The organism is Bartonella sp. CL63NXGY, assembly GCF_042194905.1.
Lineage (GTDB): Bacteria > Pseudomonadota > Alphaproteobacteria > Rhizobiales > Rhizobiaceae > Bartonella.
This window is the reverse complement of the sequence record NZ_JBHINK010000004.1, coordinates 1-16,387: the sequence shown is the minus strand read 5'-3', so window position 1 is coordinate 16,387 and position 16,387 is coordinate 1. Positions and strand designations below refer to the sequence as shown.

The 16,387-nt window shown below is 37.6% G+C and carries 12 protein-coding genes, 2 tRNA genes and 3 pseudogenes; 4 read left to right on the top strand and 13 right to left on the bottom strand.

What is annotated here, in order from left to right:
- Window positions 1–27 precede the first annotated feature (27 nt).
- The 7 genes and pseudogenes from nuoF to ACFIK0_RS03165 form a co-directional block, all read right to left on the bottom strand.
- A complete protein-coding gene (gene nuoF / locus ACFIK0_RS03195; protein ID WP_375663479.1) occupies window positions 28–1,332 on the bottom strand; it encodes an NADH-quinone oxidoreductase subunit NuoF in 1,305 nt (434 codons plus the stop codon).
- A gap of 145 nt (window positions 1,333–1,477) precedes the next feature.
- A pseudogene (nuoE, locus tag ACFIK0_RS03190) lies at window positions 1,478–2,150 on the bottom strand (NADH-quinone oxidoreductase subunit NuoE).
- Window positions 2,150–3,340 carry an NADH-quinone oxidoreductase subunit D gene (locus ACFIK0_RS03185; RefSeq protein WP_375654461.1) on the bottom strand — a complete coding sequence of 397 codons (1,191 nt, stop codon included), beginning with the start codon at window positions 3,338–3,340 and terminating at the stop codon, window positions 2,150–2,152. Before ACFIK0_RS03185 ends, nuoE begins: the two are co-directional and overlap by 1 nt.
- 121 nt (window positions 3,341–3,461) lie before the next feature.
- Window positions 3,462–4,073 carry an NADH-quinone oxidoreductase subunit C gene (locus ACFIK0_RS03180; RefSeq protein ID WP_273791281.1) on the bottom strand — a complete coding sequence of 204 codons (612 nt, stop codon included), beginning with the start codon at window positions 4,071–4,073 and terminating at the stop codon, window positions 3,462–3,464.
- Window positions 4,074–4,087: 14 nt separating this feature from the next.
- Window positions 4,088–4,669: a NuoB/complex I 20 kDa subunit family protein gene (locus ACFIK0_RS03175; protein ID WP_375663478.1), complete on the bottom strand. Its 582-nt coding sequence runs from the start codon at window positions 4,667–4,669 to the stop codon at window positions 4,088–4,090.
- Window positions 4,660–5,025, bottom strand: coding sequence for an NADH-quinone oxidoreductase subunit A (locus ACFIK0_RS03170; protein ID WP_005773599.1), 366 nt, complete (start codon window positions 5,023–5,025; stop codon window positions 4,660–4,662). The genes ACFIK0_RS03175 and ACFIK0_RS03170 overlap by 10 nt, the downstream gene beginning before the upstream one ends.
- A 299-nt stretch (window positions 5,026–5,324) precedes the next feature.
- Window positions 5,325–5,401: transfer RNA gene (locus ACFIK0_RS03165), tRNA-Asp, on the bottom strand.
- A 174-nt stretch (window positions 5,402–5,575) separates the two neighbouring features.
- On the opposite strand from ACFIK0_RS03165, the gene ACFIK0_RS03160 reads away from it, so the two are divergent.
- From ACFIK0_RS03160 to ACFIK0_RS03145, 4 genes and pseudogenes are all read left to right on the top strand, one after another.
- Window positions 5,576–5,651: transfer RNA gene (locus ACFIK0_RS03160), tRNA-Val, on the top strand.
- A gap of 730 nt (window positions 5,652–6,381) precedes the next feature.
- Entirely contained in the window at window positions 6,382–8,166 is a 1,785-nt protein-coding gene (locus ACFIK0_RS03155; RefSeq protein WP_375663477.1) for an MFS transporter, read from the top strand.
- Window positions 8,156–8,770 (top strand): hypothetical protein, encoded by a 615-nt coding sequence (locus ACFIK0_RS03150; protein WP_375643701.1) that lies wholly within the window; start codon window positions 8,156–8,158, stop codon window positions 8,768–8,770. Before ACFIK0_RS03155 ends, ACFIK0_RS03150 begins: the two co-directional genes overlap by 11 nt.
- A gap of 76 nt (window positions 8,771–8,846) precedes the next feature.
- Window positions 8,847–9,675: pseudogene (locus tag ACFIK0_RS03145) on the top strand (autotransporter domain-containing protein); the annotation flags it as partial.
- Window positions 9,676–10,224: 549 nt separating this feature from the next.
- Here the strand turns inward: ACFIK0_RS03145 and ACFIK0_RS03140 are convergent.
- From ACFIK0_RS03140 to ACFIK0_RS03115, 6 genes and pseudogenes are all read right to left on the bottom strand, one after another.
- Window positions 10,225–11,007 (bottom strand): ABC transporter ATP-binding protein, encoded by a 783-nt coding sequence (locus ACFIK0_RS03140; protein WP_375631680.1) that lies wholly within the window; start codon window positions 11,005–11,007, stop codon window positions 10,225–10,227.
- Window positions 10,994–11,878 carry an ABC transporter ATP-binding protein gene (locus ACFIK0_RS03135; protein ID WP_273790733.1) on the bottom strand — a complete coding sequence of 295 codons (885 nt, stop codon included), beginning with the start codon at window positions 11,876–11,878 and terminating at the stop codon, window positions 10,994–10,996. Before ACFIK0_RS03135 ends, ACFIK0_RS03140 begins: the two co-directional genes overlap by 14 nt.
- A complete protein-coding gene (locus ACFIK0_RS03130) occupies window positions 11,871–12,800 on the bottom strand; it encodes an ABC transporter permease (protein ID WP_273790732.1) in 930 nt (309 codons plus the stop codon). The genes ACFIK0_RS03135 and ACFIK0_RS03130 overlap by 8 nt, the downstream gene beginning before the upstream one ends.
- Window positions 12,801–12,802: 2 nt before the next feature.
- Window positions 12,803–13,876, bottom strand: a complete 1,074-nt coding sequence (locus ACFIK0_RS03125) for an ABC transporter permease (protein ID WP_375631682.1) — start codon at window positions 13,874–13,876, stop codon at window positions 12,803–12,805.
- A 111-nt stretch (window positions 13,877–13,987) separates the two neighbouring features.
- The gene (locus ACFIK0_RS03120) at window positions 13,988–15,604 is read right to left on the bottom strand and encodes an ABC transporter substrate-binding protein (protein ID WP_375663191.1); all 1,617 of its coding nucleotides are present in this window, start codon (window positions 15,602–15,604) and stop codon (window positions 13,988–13,990) included.
- 392 nt (window positions 15,605–15,996) lie between these two features.
- Window positions 15,997–16,387: pseudogene (locus ACFIK0_RS03115) on the bottom strand (ABC transporter substrate-binding protein); the annotation flags it as partial.

Here is a 16,387-nt window from a genome sequence, read left to right as displayed (position 1 = left end):
CGGTTGCTCTTAGAACAAAATCCGTTATTAAACCGCTTCTAAAGCAATATTTTTGCTTTGGACTACATTTCGCGTGTATTCATCAATTCTACGCTCGATTTCCGGACGAAAATTACGTATCAACCCCTGTACAGGCCATGCGGCAGCATCACCAAGCGCACAAATAGTGTGTCCTTCAACCTGTTTAGACACTTCAAACAAAAGATCAATCTCGCGTTTTTGCGCTCTTCCTTCAACCATACGCCCTAAAAGACGCATCATCCACCCCGTCCCCTCACGACACGGTGTACACTGACCACAACTCTCGTGCTTGAAAAAAGCAGCTATACGCCAAATTGCCTTGATAATATCGGTTGATTTATCCATAACAATCATTCCCCCTGTGCCAAAAGAAGACCCGACATCTCTCATCCCATCAAAATCCATGATCGCATCGATCATATCCTCACCACGAACGACTGGACAAGAAGCCCCCCCTGGAATAACCGCTAAAAGATTATTCCATCCACCACGAACACCACCCGTATGTTTTTCAATTAATTCACGGAATGAAACACCAAGAGCGTCTTCAAATGTACAAGGTGCATTAACATGCCCTGAAACCATAAATAATTTTGTTCCAACATTATTTGCTCGTCCAATTGATGAAAACCACGAAGCACCCCGCCGCAAAATCGTTGGAACAACGGCAATAGACTCTACATTATTTACTGTTGTTGGACAGCCATAAACCCCCATATTGGCAGGAAATGGTGGCTTAAGCCGAGGTTGCCCCTTTTTTCCTTCAAGACTTTCAAGAAGAGCCGTTTCTTCACCACAAATATAAGCACCAGCTCCATGATGAATAACAATATCACAAGCATGCCCATATTTCGTTTTTTTGCCAAGTAACCCCGCATCATAGCACTCATCAACGGCAGCTTGAAGCGCTTCACGTTCACGAATATATTCACCACGAATATAAATAAAAGCAACATTGGCTCCCATAGCAAAAGTAGCGATTACACATCCTTCAATCAAAGTATGGGGGTCATGACGTAAAATATCACGGTCTTTACAAGTTCCAGGTTCAGATTCATCGGCATTGACAACCAAATAATGAGGACGCCCATCATTCTGCTTTGGCATAAAGGACCACTTCATTCCAGTAGGAAAACCAGCACCACCACGACCGCGTAAACCCGATGCCTTCACTTCGTCAATGATCCAATCACGACCTTTGTCAATCATCTCTTTCAGACCATTCCAATGCCCACGCAACATCGCAGACTTTAATGATTTGTCTTTTAAGCCATAAATATTGGTGAAGATACGATCTTTATCAGCTAGCATACCTCACCTTTTTTCTATTACCCATAGCATTTTCCGCTTTTCCTCAAATGCAATTTTTAAATATCTTTTCAAGACTTCTTACTTTTCGTTAAATGTTGCCATCATGGGTAGAATAATAAAATATTTTTTCAAGAAAAATACTTAATTATGTTCCCATTCTTTCCTTATCCTTTTTTGGTGAAGACTTGAGAGATCTTTTTTTCTTTCTCATCATCAATAAGAGAAGTTAAACCACTAATCGGTTCCGACGATTTACGACTATTTTGTGGACCAACCGCTATCTCAGAACTTTCACCTGCTTCAAATGCATCAATAATTTCTTCAAGGCGTTCAGCTGTAAGATCTTCATAAGTATCTTTAAAAATCATAACCATCGGAGCATTAACACAAGCACCAAGACACTCTACCTCTTCCCATGATAAGGTTCCATCCTGATTGGTCGCAAAAGGTTCATGATGAATTTTTTTCTGACAAACTTTAATCAATTCATCAGAACCACGTAACATACAAGGCGTTGTACCACAAACTTGAATATGCGCTTTTGTTCCAACAGGCTTAAGCTGAAACTGAGTATAAAAAGTAGCAACTTCTAAGACACGGATATAAGCCATGGAAAGAATCTGAGCAATATGCTCAATCGCAGCACGTGTCACCCAACCATCTTGCTCTTGAGCGCGCATTAATAATGGAATTACAGCAGACTGCTGACGCCCTACAGGATATTTTTTTATGGTATTTTGTACCCATATCTGATTTTCTTTTGTAAAAGAAAACTCAGCCGGCTGATAAACATCATCTGCAAGACGGCGTACGGACATTAGCGATCAACCTCCCCAAAAACAATATCAATCGAACCCAAAATAGCTGTAGCATCTGCCAACATATGACCTCTGGTTAAAAAATCCATAGCTTGGAGATGAGCAAACCCAGGAGCACGCAACTTGACACGATAAGGCTTATTGGTCCCATCAGAAACAAGATAAACACCAAACTCACCCTTCGGAGCTTCCACAGCAACATATACTTCTCCAGGAGGTGTATGAAAACCTTCCGTATAGAGTTTAAAGTGATGAATCAGTGCTTCCATCGAGCTTTTCATTTCACTCCGCGTCGGTGGTACGATTTTGCGATCCAAGCTCGAAACCGGTCCATTTTTTTCAGTACTCAGTAAACGCTCCACACATTGGCGCATGATTTTCGCTGATTGACGCATTTCTTCCATACGAATAAGATAGCGATCATAACAATCGCTATTTTTACCTACAGGAATATCGAATTCCATTTCATCGTAACATTCATAAGGCTGACTTTTACGCAAATCCCACGGAACACCAGCTCCACGAATCATAACCCCAGAAAAACCGCGTGCCCAAGCTTCATCAATACTTACAACGCCAATATCCACATTACGCTGCTTAAAAATCCGATTTGGGGTCACAAGCGCATCAAGTTTTCCGAGAGAAACAAGAAATGGATCAATAAAATCACCAATATCTTCAACTAAAGATTCTGGTAAATCTTGATGCACGCCACCGGGACGAAAATAATTTGCATGAAGACGAGCACCGCAGGCACGCTCATAAAAAATCATCAACCTTTCACGTTGCTCAAACCCCCAAAGCGGTGGTGTTAAAGCGCCAACATCCATTGCCTGTGTCGTTACATTAAGCAAATGATTAAGAATACGCCCAATTTCAGAAAACAAAACACGTATTAATTGCCCTCTTTTAGGAACTTTAATATCTAATAACTTTTCAATAGCAAGAACAAAGGCATGTTCCTGATTCATAGGAGCAACATAATCCAAACGATCCAGATAAGGACCCGCTTGAAGATAAGTCTTTGTTTCCATTAATTTTTCAGTACCGCGATGCAACAACCCAATATGTGGATCTACACGCTCAACAACTTCACCGTCCAACTCCAGAACCATGCGCAAAACCCCATGCGCGGCAGGATGCTGCGGACCAAAATTGATATTAAAGTTTCGAACATTGACCTCAGCCACAATCAACCCCTTGCTTTTTAAAAAACTTCATATCAAATATCAAAAAAATCTATCACGCTAAAAAATATTTAATTATTTAAGAAATACAGTACTCTAATATAATGCCTTATCAAAACCAATATTATTTTTTTTCATCTGCTTTTCCATCACGTGGCAAAGTATACTGTCCTCCTTCCCAAGGAGACAGAAAATCAAAATTACGCATCTCTTGGCGCAAAACAACAGGCTCATAAATCACCCTCTTTGCTTCATTATCATAACGGCATTCAACAAATCCTGTCACAGGAAAGTCTTTGCGTAAAGGATATCCTTCAAACCCATAATCTGTTAAAATCCGTCTCAAATCCGGATGTCCTGAAAATAAAATCCCATACATATCATACGTTTCTCGTTCATACCACTCTGCACCAGGATAAACCGTACAAGCTGAAGCAACAGGAGTATTTTCATCAGTACGAACCTTTACACGTAAGCGTAAATTCTCACGAGGAGATAACAATTGGTAAGAAACATCAAAGCGCTTATCGCGAGAAGGATAATCCACACCACTAATGTCTGTAAGATTAATAAATTGACAGCGAGAATCATCTCGAACAAACATTAAGACATCGATAATTGCATCAAGACGTGCCACAATGGTCAATTCACCAAAAGCAAGAACAGTCTCTTCAAGCTTATTTTTTAACTTGTTTTCCAAATAAGCAGCAAGTTCAACCAATGTTTCATCCACCATGACAAGAAAACTCTCTATCGCTCTATGGATCCGGTACGACGGATTTTTTTCTGTAACAACAATATGCCGTATAATAATGCCTCTGCTGTAGGTGGACACCCTGGAACATATATATCGACAGGCACGATACGATCACATCCCCGCACTACTGAATAGGAATAATGATAATATCCCCCACCGTTTGCACATGACCCCATAGAAATCACATAACGTGGCTCAGGCATCTGATCATAAACCTTCCTTAAAGCAGGCGCCATCTTATTTGTGAGCGTACCAGCAACCACCATCACATCGGACTGGCGGGGTGAAGCTCGTGGTGCATATCCAAAACGCTCATTATCATAATGAGGCATTGAGCATTGCATCATTTCGATAGCACAACAAGCCAAACCAAAACTCATCCACATTAAAGAACCGGTACGTGCCCAAGTAATCAAAGCATCTGCCGAGGTAACTAAAAAACCCTTATCTGATAATTCAGCATTGATATCACGAAAAAACTTATCATCAGATCCTATCAGCCCACCAGTATTTGGATCAATGATTCCTTTTGGTTTTGGAGCTGTAATCGTTGAATTATTAGATTTTAATTCCATTCAAGGGCTCCTTTTTTCCATTCATATATAAATCCAATAGTCAAAATCGCTAAAAACACAATCATCGACCAAAAGCCAAACATACCTATTGATTCGAATGAAACAGCCCAAGGAAAAAGAAAAGCAACTTCAAGATCAAAAATAATAAATAAAATTGATACCAAATAGAAACGAATATCAAACTTCATGCGTGCATCACTAAATGAATTAAACCCACATTCATAAGCCGATAACTTTTCAGGATCGGGGGAACGATATGCTACAATGTAAGGTGTAATCAACAAAACTCCAGCAATAACCGCTGACACAATAATGAAAATCAAGACTGGTAAGTAAGAGCTCAATAAATAAGCCATAACCCTCTTCCATCGTAACGAAATGCCTGAGTTTAACACAATGATTCAATATTGCGAGACTAAACAGACAAATTTAACAATCGCTCTATTAACTCTATTCATACTGCTTCAAAGGCATACAGAGCGATACTTTTCTTATCGGCATAGGTAACGCAGAGCAAAGAAAGACGCAAGCCCTATTCTTATAAACCATATAAAAAGAAAGAAAAAACATATTTATCCCCCAATCAAATACTCCACCACCTCACTTATAGCATATGGATACTTAAAAAAAGGAAATTTCATAAGGAATCAAGAAATGGCGCGAGTGACGGGGCTCGAACCCGCGACCTCCGGCGTGACAGGCCAGCACTCTAACCAACTGAGCTACACCCGCGCATTTTTTTTCGAACCAATTTAATTTGGTACAAGCGGTCGTGTAAGGGGTTCACGCGTTTATGTCAAGAAGGATTATGCATTTTTAAAAAAAATTATCAAATACCATCTTTATTCTTGCGTTTAGAAAAATTTTTCCTTAAAGAGTCTCCATTCAATTGCTGATCATTGCATTGGGCGATTAGCTCAGCTGGTAGAGCGCCTCGTTTACACCGAGGATGTCGGGAGTTCGAGTCTCTCATCGCCCACCATATAGCTTTACATTCCTATTCAGTTATTGATTCTTCATATATTTTTTAAAGATGAGAGATTCCTGAATAAAGTATTGTTATTTCTATGGATTCGACTAGTGTCCAAGGATATTATGATATACGGGGGCGAATAAATTTGATCGCTTGTGGAAAAACATTGAAACCGTTAAGAATCTTCAACCTCTGCAAAGTATAGGAATAAGAGCGACAGTTACCAAAGAGATTCTAGAAAATATTATTAATTTTATCGATTTTTGTATAAGCAAAGATGTCGATTATATCGGCTTCAGCCCGCTCGATACGTCGTCATTTAGTTTTTCTAGAAAAAATAATACAAAGGATCGATCTAAGGCTTTAAGAAACAAAACTCTTCCGCCAAACACTTCACTTTTTCATTTGAGAGATGAATTATCAAGGAAAGAATCCCCCCTCCAGATTTATATAGATAAAAAGTTCCAAGAAAGGAAAATCTCATGGACGTCACAAAATTTTGTAAATTGTATTAATTATTACTTAGGCGAAAATTCTATGTACGTTTCGTCGCCGTTAATGTGTTTATTTCCATTTTCATCCTTGGTATTGGACTATAATGGAGATTTAAAAAATTGCTTTTATTCAGAAGCTTTTTGGAATCTACAAAATTATGAGGCAATAGATTGGTCTGCTCAGAGCGTTTTAAAATCTTTGAAAGAATCTGGCGCATGTAGCGGATGTCGTGGGAAGGTGTTTTGTGGATAAGGTTAAGCAATTTAAGATTTATAGTGTTAGCAAGTCTACTGCTCTAGTGGTTGCTGTTTTACCACTTTTTTTGTCGGAAAAATTGCATTTGTCACAAGCGGATATTGTTTTAATCGGTAGTTATTTTTTATTGCTTCCTTTGATCTTAGAAGTCCCCTTGGGTTTATTATCAGATGTTTATGGAAGTAAACGCATTATTTATACTGGGCTGTTTTTCTTTCTTTGCGGTTTTTTAGCTCTTTTTATGAATTATGCATATTTTGCTTACGCCACTTATTTGTTGTGTATCACATTAGCAGCCGCTTGTTTCTCAGGTGCGGAAGATAGTTTACTCTTTTCTGTAGTACCAAAGCATCGCACACTGTTTTCCGTTAAGTCCGAAGTGGCTGCTGTTACCTATAGTGTGACAACGGTACTTATTTTTTTAGGAGGAATACTTTATTATGTGCATCCTGCATTGCCTGTGATTTTTCAAGTCCTTTCATTAATTTTTGCTATTTTTATGTTTTCAAAACTGACGAAGGGATTAGATAGTTTTCATATCAACGCTCATCCGAATATTTTCACAGTTATGTGCGCCAGCCGTAAAGAAGTCAAAAATCCTTATCGCTTCACTCTTATTTTTTTAAGTGCAGTTTCAGCTTTTGCTATTTTGGTTAATAATCGAACTGTTTCTATCGCATTTTCTGATTTTTTGCCATTTCAACCTGCTATTTTGGTTTCGATTATTTTTATCATTGGGAATTTTTTTTCAGCAAGTTCCAATATATTGTTTCAGAAGTATTTTTCAAAGTTTCAAAATCCTATTTTCCCCGTCTTAATGATTGGTTGTATGGTAACCATTGCTTTTTTTCTCATGTCATTTCAAATCATTGCGGCTCTTATATTAGGATTTTTACTGCTATGTGTTTTTAAATCTGCTTATCGATCTTATCTGTCGTCTCTTCTTATAAATTCACTGATTGATCCCAAAGCTATCGCGACTGTTTTATCATTCACAGCCATTATTACAGCTGTTGTATCCTTTGCATTCAGTTTTTTATACGGTCATGTTTTTTCAACATTCTGGCAAGCTAATTTGTGGTTGGCAGTGATTATGGCTGTGATTTTTGGGGTGTCTGCTTTAATTATTTTTGTCAGAAAACAAGAAATCATTTGGTTACAGCCTGAAAATGCACAATCGTCAAAACAACATTTCTTGAAACGCAAGCATCAAGAGTTTTGCTATGGGCAAATTTATCCGGAAGCATCGTGCATTAATGAAAACATCAAGGATGGCTCTTTTCGACAAAGTCTCTATCCTGCACCAAATTTGATAACACTTTGCGATGAAGTAGTCGAATGGGAGTTTATCCGGGGTACTGTATTGAGCCAAATGGATTTGCTACATCAAAAGGCGATTATTGATCAAATCAATAAGATCTTTCAAGATCGATTAAGCAAGAATATAATCTTATCACATGGAGATTTACATCCTGATAATATCATTGTTACTCCTGATAGTTCTTTTATGGTAGTGGATTGGGATTTATGTCAAGAAGCCAGTCCGGAATTGGATATCTTAACATTTTTCACCAGTCCAAGATTATCTCTCAATTTAGAAGAACGGATAGACTATATTTCTCATTTGCTGTCTATATCAAAGGATGAAGCTTTACCAATGATAAAAGCGTTTGTGGCTAAAAAAATTTCTGATCTTTGTCTATACCAAAATATTTTCATGAAACAATTAGTATTGGATTATATGAACTTGAATAAGAAATTTCATGGGCGATAATATTGTAATTTGTAATAAAAATTGCAGTGCGGGCTGCAATCATTGTCCGTATTCGATGGAATGTATGGTGAGAGATGATGCGTTGCCTGAATCTTTATATACAATAAATGACATAAAATCTGATTTTATTATTCTTTCTGGTGGAGAGCCTTTTGAGCTCGATTATGATTTACTTCATAAATATACTTGTATGTGTCTCATTTGTAAAAAATATTTTCGGATTGCAACAGGGGGGCACATCTATATTCAACCATATTTGAAGCTATTAAAGAGTAATCCGTTCTTTTTAGGGATACAAATAGGCACAGATGTTATTTCAGAGATAAGAAATCTAGACAGTAAAAAATATAAACAAAAGTGGGTGCATAACATAGAGTGTATGAAAAAAGATAGCGTACCATATAGTGTGACGATTACTTTATCGGAGAGATTCGATTTGGCAGAAGTGTTAGCTCTAATATGTATCGCTACTCCCGAGTTCATTTTAGTTAATTTTGAAAATAGAAAAAAGTACGAGAATACATTTCAGTTAAATATGATACGGGATTTTTTTTCTGGCTGTGAGATAAAATATGGATATACGCATCAGAGTTTACACCAATAAATATAAACTATCGGATTCTTTTCACAGTTCTTCTGGTGTGTTAGTTGAAAAAACAGATGTCTTAAGGAAAGAATAAGACAAACGGAATGGCTTCTTCTTATACGTCTATGGAAAACAGGAAGCTTATTTTCTGATAAGTAGTGCTCCTAGTAAATATGGTTATAGCAGTGCTCATCTTCGCTATGCTGCTCTACAAGGAGCTGTTAACCTTGTCGCGCAGAAAGGAAAAATATCTACAATACATTTTGGTCTTTTCGGAACCTACGGGCAACTCTCCTTCACTCCAAAGAATATGCAAGACAGCAAGTAAGAGCATATTGAATAAATGGTCATTTCAACTCACCGCCTAAGGCAGTAAATAGCGTGACAGTGGTTTCTATCTTGATACGCTGTTATCCTATGGCTTCCTAAAGGGAAAGATCACAATGCCCTCATTAGTACAACCGCAAAATTGAAAAATGCAAAAATGTTGGCGATCTCCACAACTGTTGGCAAACAATTTGCAACGGGTATCCAAGGCGTAGCATTCGAACCGCAGGCACAACTTGCCTATCAACATTTGATGTTTGATACCATTAAAGATGCTGATAATCTGACCATTGACATGCAAAATCCTTCTCAATGGATAATCCGTGTTGGTGGACGTTTGAAAAAAACCATTGCCACTGAAAACAGCCGTCCTATGTCTTTCTATGGAAAAGTAAACTTGATCAAAACCTTTGGTGATGATCAGACACTCCATATCGATAAGAATTATAAACGTGCCCCTCGGGAAGTTTCGTTGAAGGTGGGCCACAATTGTCCGCTAACCTCTCCCTTCATGGTGATGTCAGCTATCAACAAAAGCTTCAAAAACTGGTATAAGTGGTGCAAGCTTTTCAGGAAGAATACGCTATCAGTTTTAAATAACGACTGTAAAAAACAGCCCATTCAATTTAACAAAAAGGCAGCATATTGCTGCCTTTTTGGCTTATTATAAGCTGTTTTTAAGCGCTTTTTTAAATAGAGAACAGCGAAATATTTGAAGACTGTCATTGACCATTGAATGTTTTTTACAAAAAATTCTTTTTATAAAGAATAAAACTGTAAAAAGAGAACAACCAAAAACAAAATAATATTGAAAAATAATGTGAAGATTTTCTAGAAAATACAGTATTACTATCTTTTGTTATTTCTCACAAATTTAATGCTTTAAATGCCAAAATAAAACTTTTGAACATAAAATGATAAGTAAAAATAATGTAACAATATTAAACAAAGGGATGTATGTTATAAGTCACTCGTATATTTCAAAATGGGAGTTCTAGTAGGATTTAAAATATTATAGCTCAAACACTGCCCAGCAAATTCATACTGGAAAAATCCTATTATGCCCTTCCCTCTTAACAATACCGCCAAACATCACCAGAAACTTCAAAACAAATAAAATTGCATTTTCTCTTCTGTAAAATGGATCATGCTCTTTGCTCTCTATGGACAATAGGCTCTATACTTGCTTCAAAAAACTCCTTTGTATAATCGTGTTGCGCACGTAGATTACGCAATTCATCATTGCTAAGCTCTTCAAGAATAATCCCTTTATGCATAATTCCAACACGTTCACAAATATGTGCAACAACAGCAAGATCATGGGATACCATTAAATAAGTAAGCTTTTTTCTCACGCGCAATGATTTCAACAAGTTTAAAATTTCAGCCTGTACCGACACATCCAATGCAGATGTTGGCTCATCAAGCAATAACACCTCTGGCTCAATAATTAAAGCACGTGCAAGAGCAATACGCTGACGCTGCCCTCCAGACAACTCATGAGGATAACGATAAAGAAATGAAGAATCTAAACCAACGGAATCTAAAGCATCCTCTACCCGCTCTCTTTGATTATCCATCCCATGGATTTTGAGCGATTCAGAAAGAACCGTATGGACCATTTTTCTTGGATGCAGCGAAGCATAAGGATCTTGAAAAACCATTTGAATACAGCGTAAAAAATCCTTACTTCTTTTCTTTTCAACTTCTTGTCCAGCAAAAAGAAACTTTCCACTATAATCTGGAATAAGCCCCACCAATGTATTCAAAATAGTTGACTTTCCACATCCGGATTCACCAATCAAACCATAAGCTTCACCACGCTTAATATGAAAATTAACATTTTTAACAACTGTTACTGCCTTATGCCTATGACCAAAAGTTACAGATAAATTAGAAACATCAATAATATTCTCACAATTTGTCATGAGGAACCTCCTCAACACCATTAACAATCGTAGGATTATACAACCAATCAGGATCACGCTCAGGTACAGCCAAAATATCAACTGGATTATCAAGCCGTGGCAAACTCGCGAGCAACGCCTTTGTATAAGGATGACAAGCGTGAGACAAATCAGAAGCAGGCAACTCTTCTAGCACACGGCCCGCATACATCACTAAAATACGATCACAAAAATCAGCAATCATATTTAAATCATGACTAATGAAAATAAGTCCCGTTCCAGACTTTGTAACAAGTTCATCTAATACGGATAAAACTTGCCGTCTGACCGTAATATCAAGCGCAGATGTTGGTTCATCGGCAATAATTAAATCAGGTTTTGGAATGAGCATCATTGCAATCATCACACGCTGCCCCATCCCCCCAGATATTTCATGAGGAAAGAGACGCATCACATGTTCAGGATCACGAATATGAACAGATTCTAACATAGATATGGTGCGCTCCCGCGCTTCAGCTTTTGAAACACGATAATGAATACGGTAAGCCTCCATAATCTGTTCCCCGATCCGTATTAATGGATTAAGTGAATATTTGGGGTCCTGTAAAATCATTGAAATACGTTTCCCACGGATTTTTCGCATCTGAGGTTCACTTGCGGCCAATAAATCAACATCCTCAAAGCGCATTTTTTTAGCTTTAACAATGGCTGCTTTTGGACTTAACCTTAGTATTGCGCGCCCAGTCATCGATTTTCCAGATCCGGATTCACCAACAATTCCAATTTTTTCTTTTCCAACAGAAAAACTAACGCCACGCACAACTTCTGAAATGCCGCGCGTTGTAGGAAAAGAAATACGTAAATCTTCTACTTCTAATAATTTATTACCCATTGCGTGGATCCAATACATCACGAAGACCATCACCTAAAAGGTTGAAAGCAAGACTTGCAAATAATATTGCACAGCCTGGTATTGCCGCCAACCACCAATTTGTCATCATAAATTCCCGCCCTGAAGAAAGCATCGCACCCCATTCAGGACTTGGAAGTTGAGCTCCCAACCCTAAAAAACCAAGACCAGCAGCCGTTAAAATAATTCCAGACATATCCAAAGTTAATCGTACAATCACTGAAGGAATACACATGGGCGCAACATGAAACAAAATAATTCGCCAAGCAGAGGCCCCTTGCAAACGAACTACAGAAACATAATCAGAAGAACGTATTGTCAAAGTCTCAGCACGTGCTAAACGTGCAATTGGCGGCCATGCTGCAATTGAAATTGCAATAGAAGCATTTTCAATCCCCGGTCCCAATGCGGCTGAAAATGCAAGAGCTAAAATCAAACCTGGAAAAGCAAGAAAAATATCGACAATACGCATGAGCACAGTATCAACCCATCCGCCCATATAACCAGATACAGTTCCTACAATAAGCCCTATTGGACCTACAATAACTGTTGTAAGAAAAACAACATAAAGAGTAATACGGGAACCAAAAACAAGGCGACTAAAAATGTCACGTCCCAATTCATCTGTTCCAAAATAATGCGCCATAGAGGGTGGCTGCAACCGATGCCCTAGATCATTGCTAAGAAAATCATGCGTAGCAATCCAAGGAGCAAAAAATGCACATATAATAATAATACAAATAATAAGCAGACCGAATACAGCCGAAAAGTTATGAAAAAACTTAGCCAGTGCGTGATAAATTCTTTGTATGTTCGCTTGAATTATGGAGTTTGGAACAGGATCGTTTAACCAACTACCCAAAGAAGATGATGATTGCGATTTATGATGATTACTTACTGTCATATTCAACGTGTCCTTGGATCAAAAATGCGATAAAGCAAATCAGAAAATAAATTAATGGCGACAAAGATAAATCCTACAAGTAAAGTACATCCTACAACTGCATTCATATCTCCGGCTAAAAGAGCATTTGTCAAATAATGTCCAAAACCAGGCCAAGCAAAAACTGTCTCCGTTAAAACAGCCCCTTCTAATAAAAAAGCATAAGAAAGCGCAACAACAGTAATAATTTGAACAGCAGCATTTCGAAAGGCATGCCCCCAAACGGTTCGCGCCCACGATAATCCCTTTACACGTGCAGTAATGATATATTCCTGATTAAGCTGCTCAATCATAAACCCACGAGTCATACGGCTAATATAAGCCATAGCACCGAAAGCCAAGATCAAAGCAGGCATAATAACGTGACTAAAAACATTACCAAAAGCCTCCCATTGTCCTTGGCTTGCCGTATCCCAAAGGAAAAATCCTGTTTTTGGTTCAAAAGAATATTCATAAAGAAAATCAATACGTCCTGGGCCACCAACCCAGCCAAGCTTGGCGTAAAATATTAACAACGCCATTAATCCGAGCCAAAACGTTGGAGTAGAATAACTTACAAGTGTAAAAACACGGACAACATAATCAATAAATGAATCGCGATACATTGCTGCAAAAACACCAAATGGAATTCCAAGAGTTGTGCCAATAACAATAGCAACGGTTGCAAGCTCTAATGTTGCAGGAAATACACGCATAATATCGGCTAGAACAGGTCGCCCAGAAGTTAAAGCATCTCCAAAGTCAAACAAAAATACATTATGAAGATACTTCCAATATTGGACAATCAACGGCTTATCAAGACCCAGCTTATAATACATTGCATCATAAGCTTCCTGACTGATATTATCACCAAGAATAGACAGAACCGGATCTAGAGGAAGAAGATGACCAAGAAAAAAAGTGATCGTCACCAACCCAAGCAATGTGATAAAAACTGAAATAAGAAGTTTCAATCCTTTGCATAAAAAATCCCATAAAAATAATTTTTTCTGCTTTTCTGATACAGCTCTTTCAGTCTCTGAAAGTGGCAAAACCATTATAAAAATCCCCTCTGTAGCGACAAAACATAAAGCAAACACCTCTTTTTATATAACGAAACAACCTCTTATGAAGCATGTTCTACAATCCTTCTCTATAACATGCTTCTTTTATTTTTCTGCTTCATTGTAATAAAGTCTATAACTGTTCCAAATCCATTTTTTGACATCAGGTCCCATACCAACGGTATAATATGTCTGAAATAAATAAACCATAGGACCATGCTCTAACACATAATGCTGTAAAGTACGATATTGCACAATGCGCTTATTGGGGTCTTGCTCAAACAAAGCATCCATCACCATGTTATTAATATTTTCATCATAATACCCAGCGCGCCAAGCTAAATACATATTGTGCTTTTTTGTAAATGTTGGATCAGGGTTAAACACGTGATTTAATGAAGCAGGATGTCCATCAGGATCAGCACTCCCCCACCCCATAAGTGCAGTATCATAATTTCCACCACGTACACGGCTCAACAATTGATTTTGTGCCATTTTTTCAATTGTAAGCTCAACACCAATTTTGCGTGCATTGGCTTGAATAGACTGTGCAACAGACGACATATAACTAAGGCTTCCAACTAAAAGATTAGCTTTAAACCCATTAGGATAACCAGCTTCAGTAATCAGTTGTTTTGCTTTTTTCAAATCCAACTGAAAAGGCAAACCTTCTTTTTCATCTAAAGCACCTGGAACACCTAAAGACATATAAGTTGCCCTAGGAATAGCAATTCCTTTCAAAACAGTGTTTCCAAGACCTTCATAATCAACCAAATAACGAAGTGCCAGTCTGACCTTTTCATTCGCAAAAATTGCATTCTTATTATTTAACGATAGGTAAATAATCTGCGGACGCAAAACACGACTAATTTTGACTGAGCCTCCCTTTTTTTCAAGATCTAAAATATCCTCTGAAGAAAGATCACGCACTATATCCACATCACCTTTTTCCAAAAGAAGTCTTTGACTTGATGAATCCGCTACATGCTGCACAACAATCTGCTTAATTTTAGGCACATCGCCCCAATAATGCTGTGTCGCCTCTAATACAACTTTATCTCCTGGAGACCAGCTCACCAATTTATAAGGTCCAACACAAGCTGAATGTGTTGCTAAATATTTATTCCCCATATCACCGTTAATACTCTGTGCTTCAATTGTTTCCCGATCAAGCAAAGCAGAAGCATAAGATTGTCCAATAACAGTCAATATGAGCTGAATAGGATAGGGTTTATCTAATTTTAATTGTAAAGTCTTATCATCAAGTGCCTGAATATTTGTTTCAACATTGTTTTTGGTAAACCCATAATCCATTAAAGATTGAGCATAGCTTAATCCTAATTTAATAATCCGTCGCATCGACCATACCAGATCTTGCGCTGTAGCCGTCCTTCCGTCATTAAACTTTAAATCATCACGAAGATGAAAAACTATTCTTTTGCCATTATCTAAAACATCCCAAGATTTTGCCATAGCAGGACGAATTTTTGTAGGATCATGCTCGTCATATTGCACTAACGCGCTGCAAATATTCGTCAATAACTCACTCGTCACAACCTCAACAGTTTGCGCTGGATCAAAACTACTAATTGAATCAATATTCCACGCCATTACCAATATATCTTTAGATGAAGCACTGAATGCCGATGTTACAGCCCCATTAAAAAAAACGATTGAGCTTAATAAAATAGAAAAATTTTTCAATATTCTTTGTTTTCCCATTTTATCTCTTCCTTTTGTATTCTTCTACCTTTTCACACAAAGTGATTTTGATTTTGCTCTTTCATCTTTTAAATAGCATAGCATTAGACATCAATTTCATTTCATCAAACTAAGCATCTATAAAATAATTTTCTTATACATCAGTCTATATTCTGGATGCAGAGAATCTATAACTATAAACAAAGATCCTCCCCAATATAACTTTCTATATTCATCGCTCCCTATAAACGATCTTAATTATATACTGCTACTGCACAAACATCCCTCACAATTTCATCCTTAAAAAACTGAAGAGCTTTTATATGGGAGAATATTTTCATCATGCAATTATGATTAAGCTCTTTTTATATGATTAAGCTCTTTTTAGCTTTGACAACATTAAAAAGACACACTTATTTTTCAATTGCACTATAAAAAATACGCGGTGCACTATTCCAAACCCACTTTTTGACATCAGGCGTCATCGCTACAACGCTATATTGTTGAAAGATAAACGCATAAGGCCCTTTTTGCATAAGTTCACGTTGTAAATCAGCATAGAGTTGTGCCCGTTTTTGCGGATCTTTTTGAAACAGCGCCTCTTCAACTTTTTGATTCATCTTGGCATCAAAATACCCATGCTTCCAACTAGGATAGGCTGTATTTCTAGCCTCAAACCGATTATCTGGATTGAAAATAAGACGTGAAGCCATTGTATGAGGATCCACAGAATCATTATTCCATCCGATAAAAGCCGTATCAAAAGCCCGTGCATTCACTTTTGAAAACAACTGTGTACCTGCT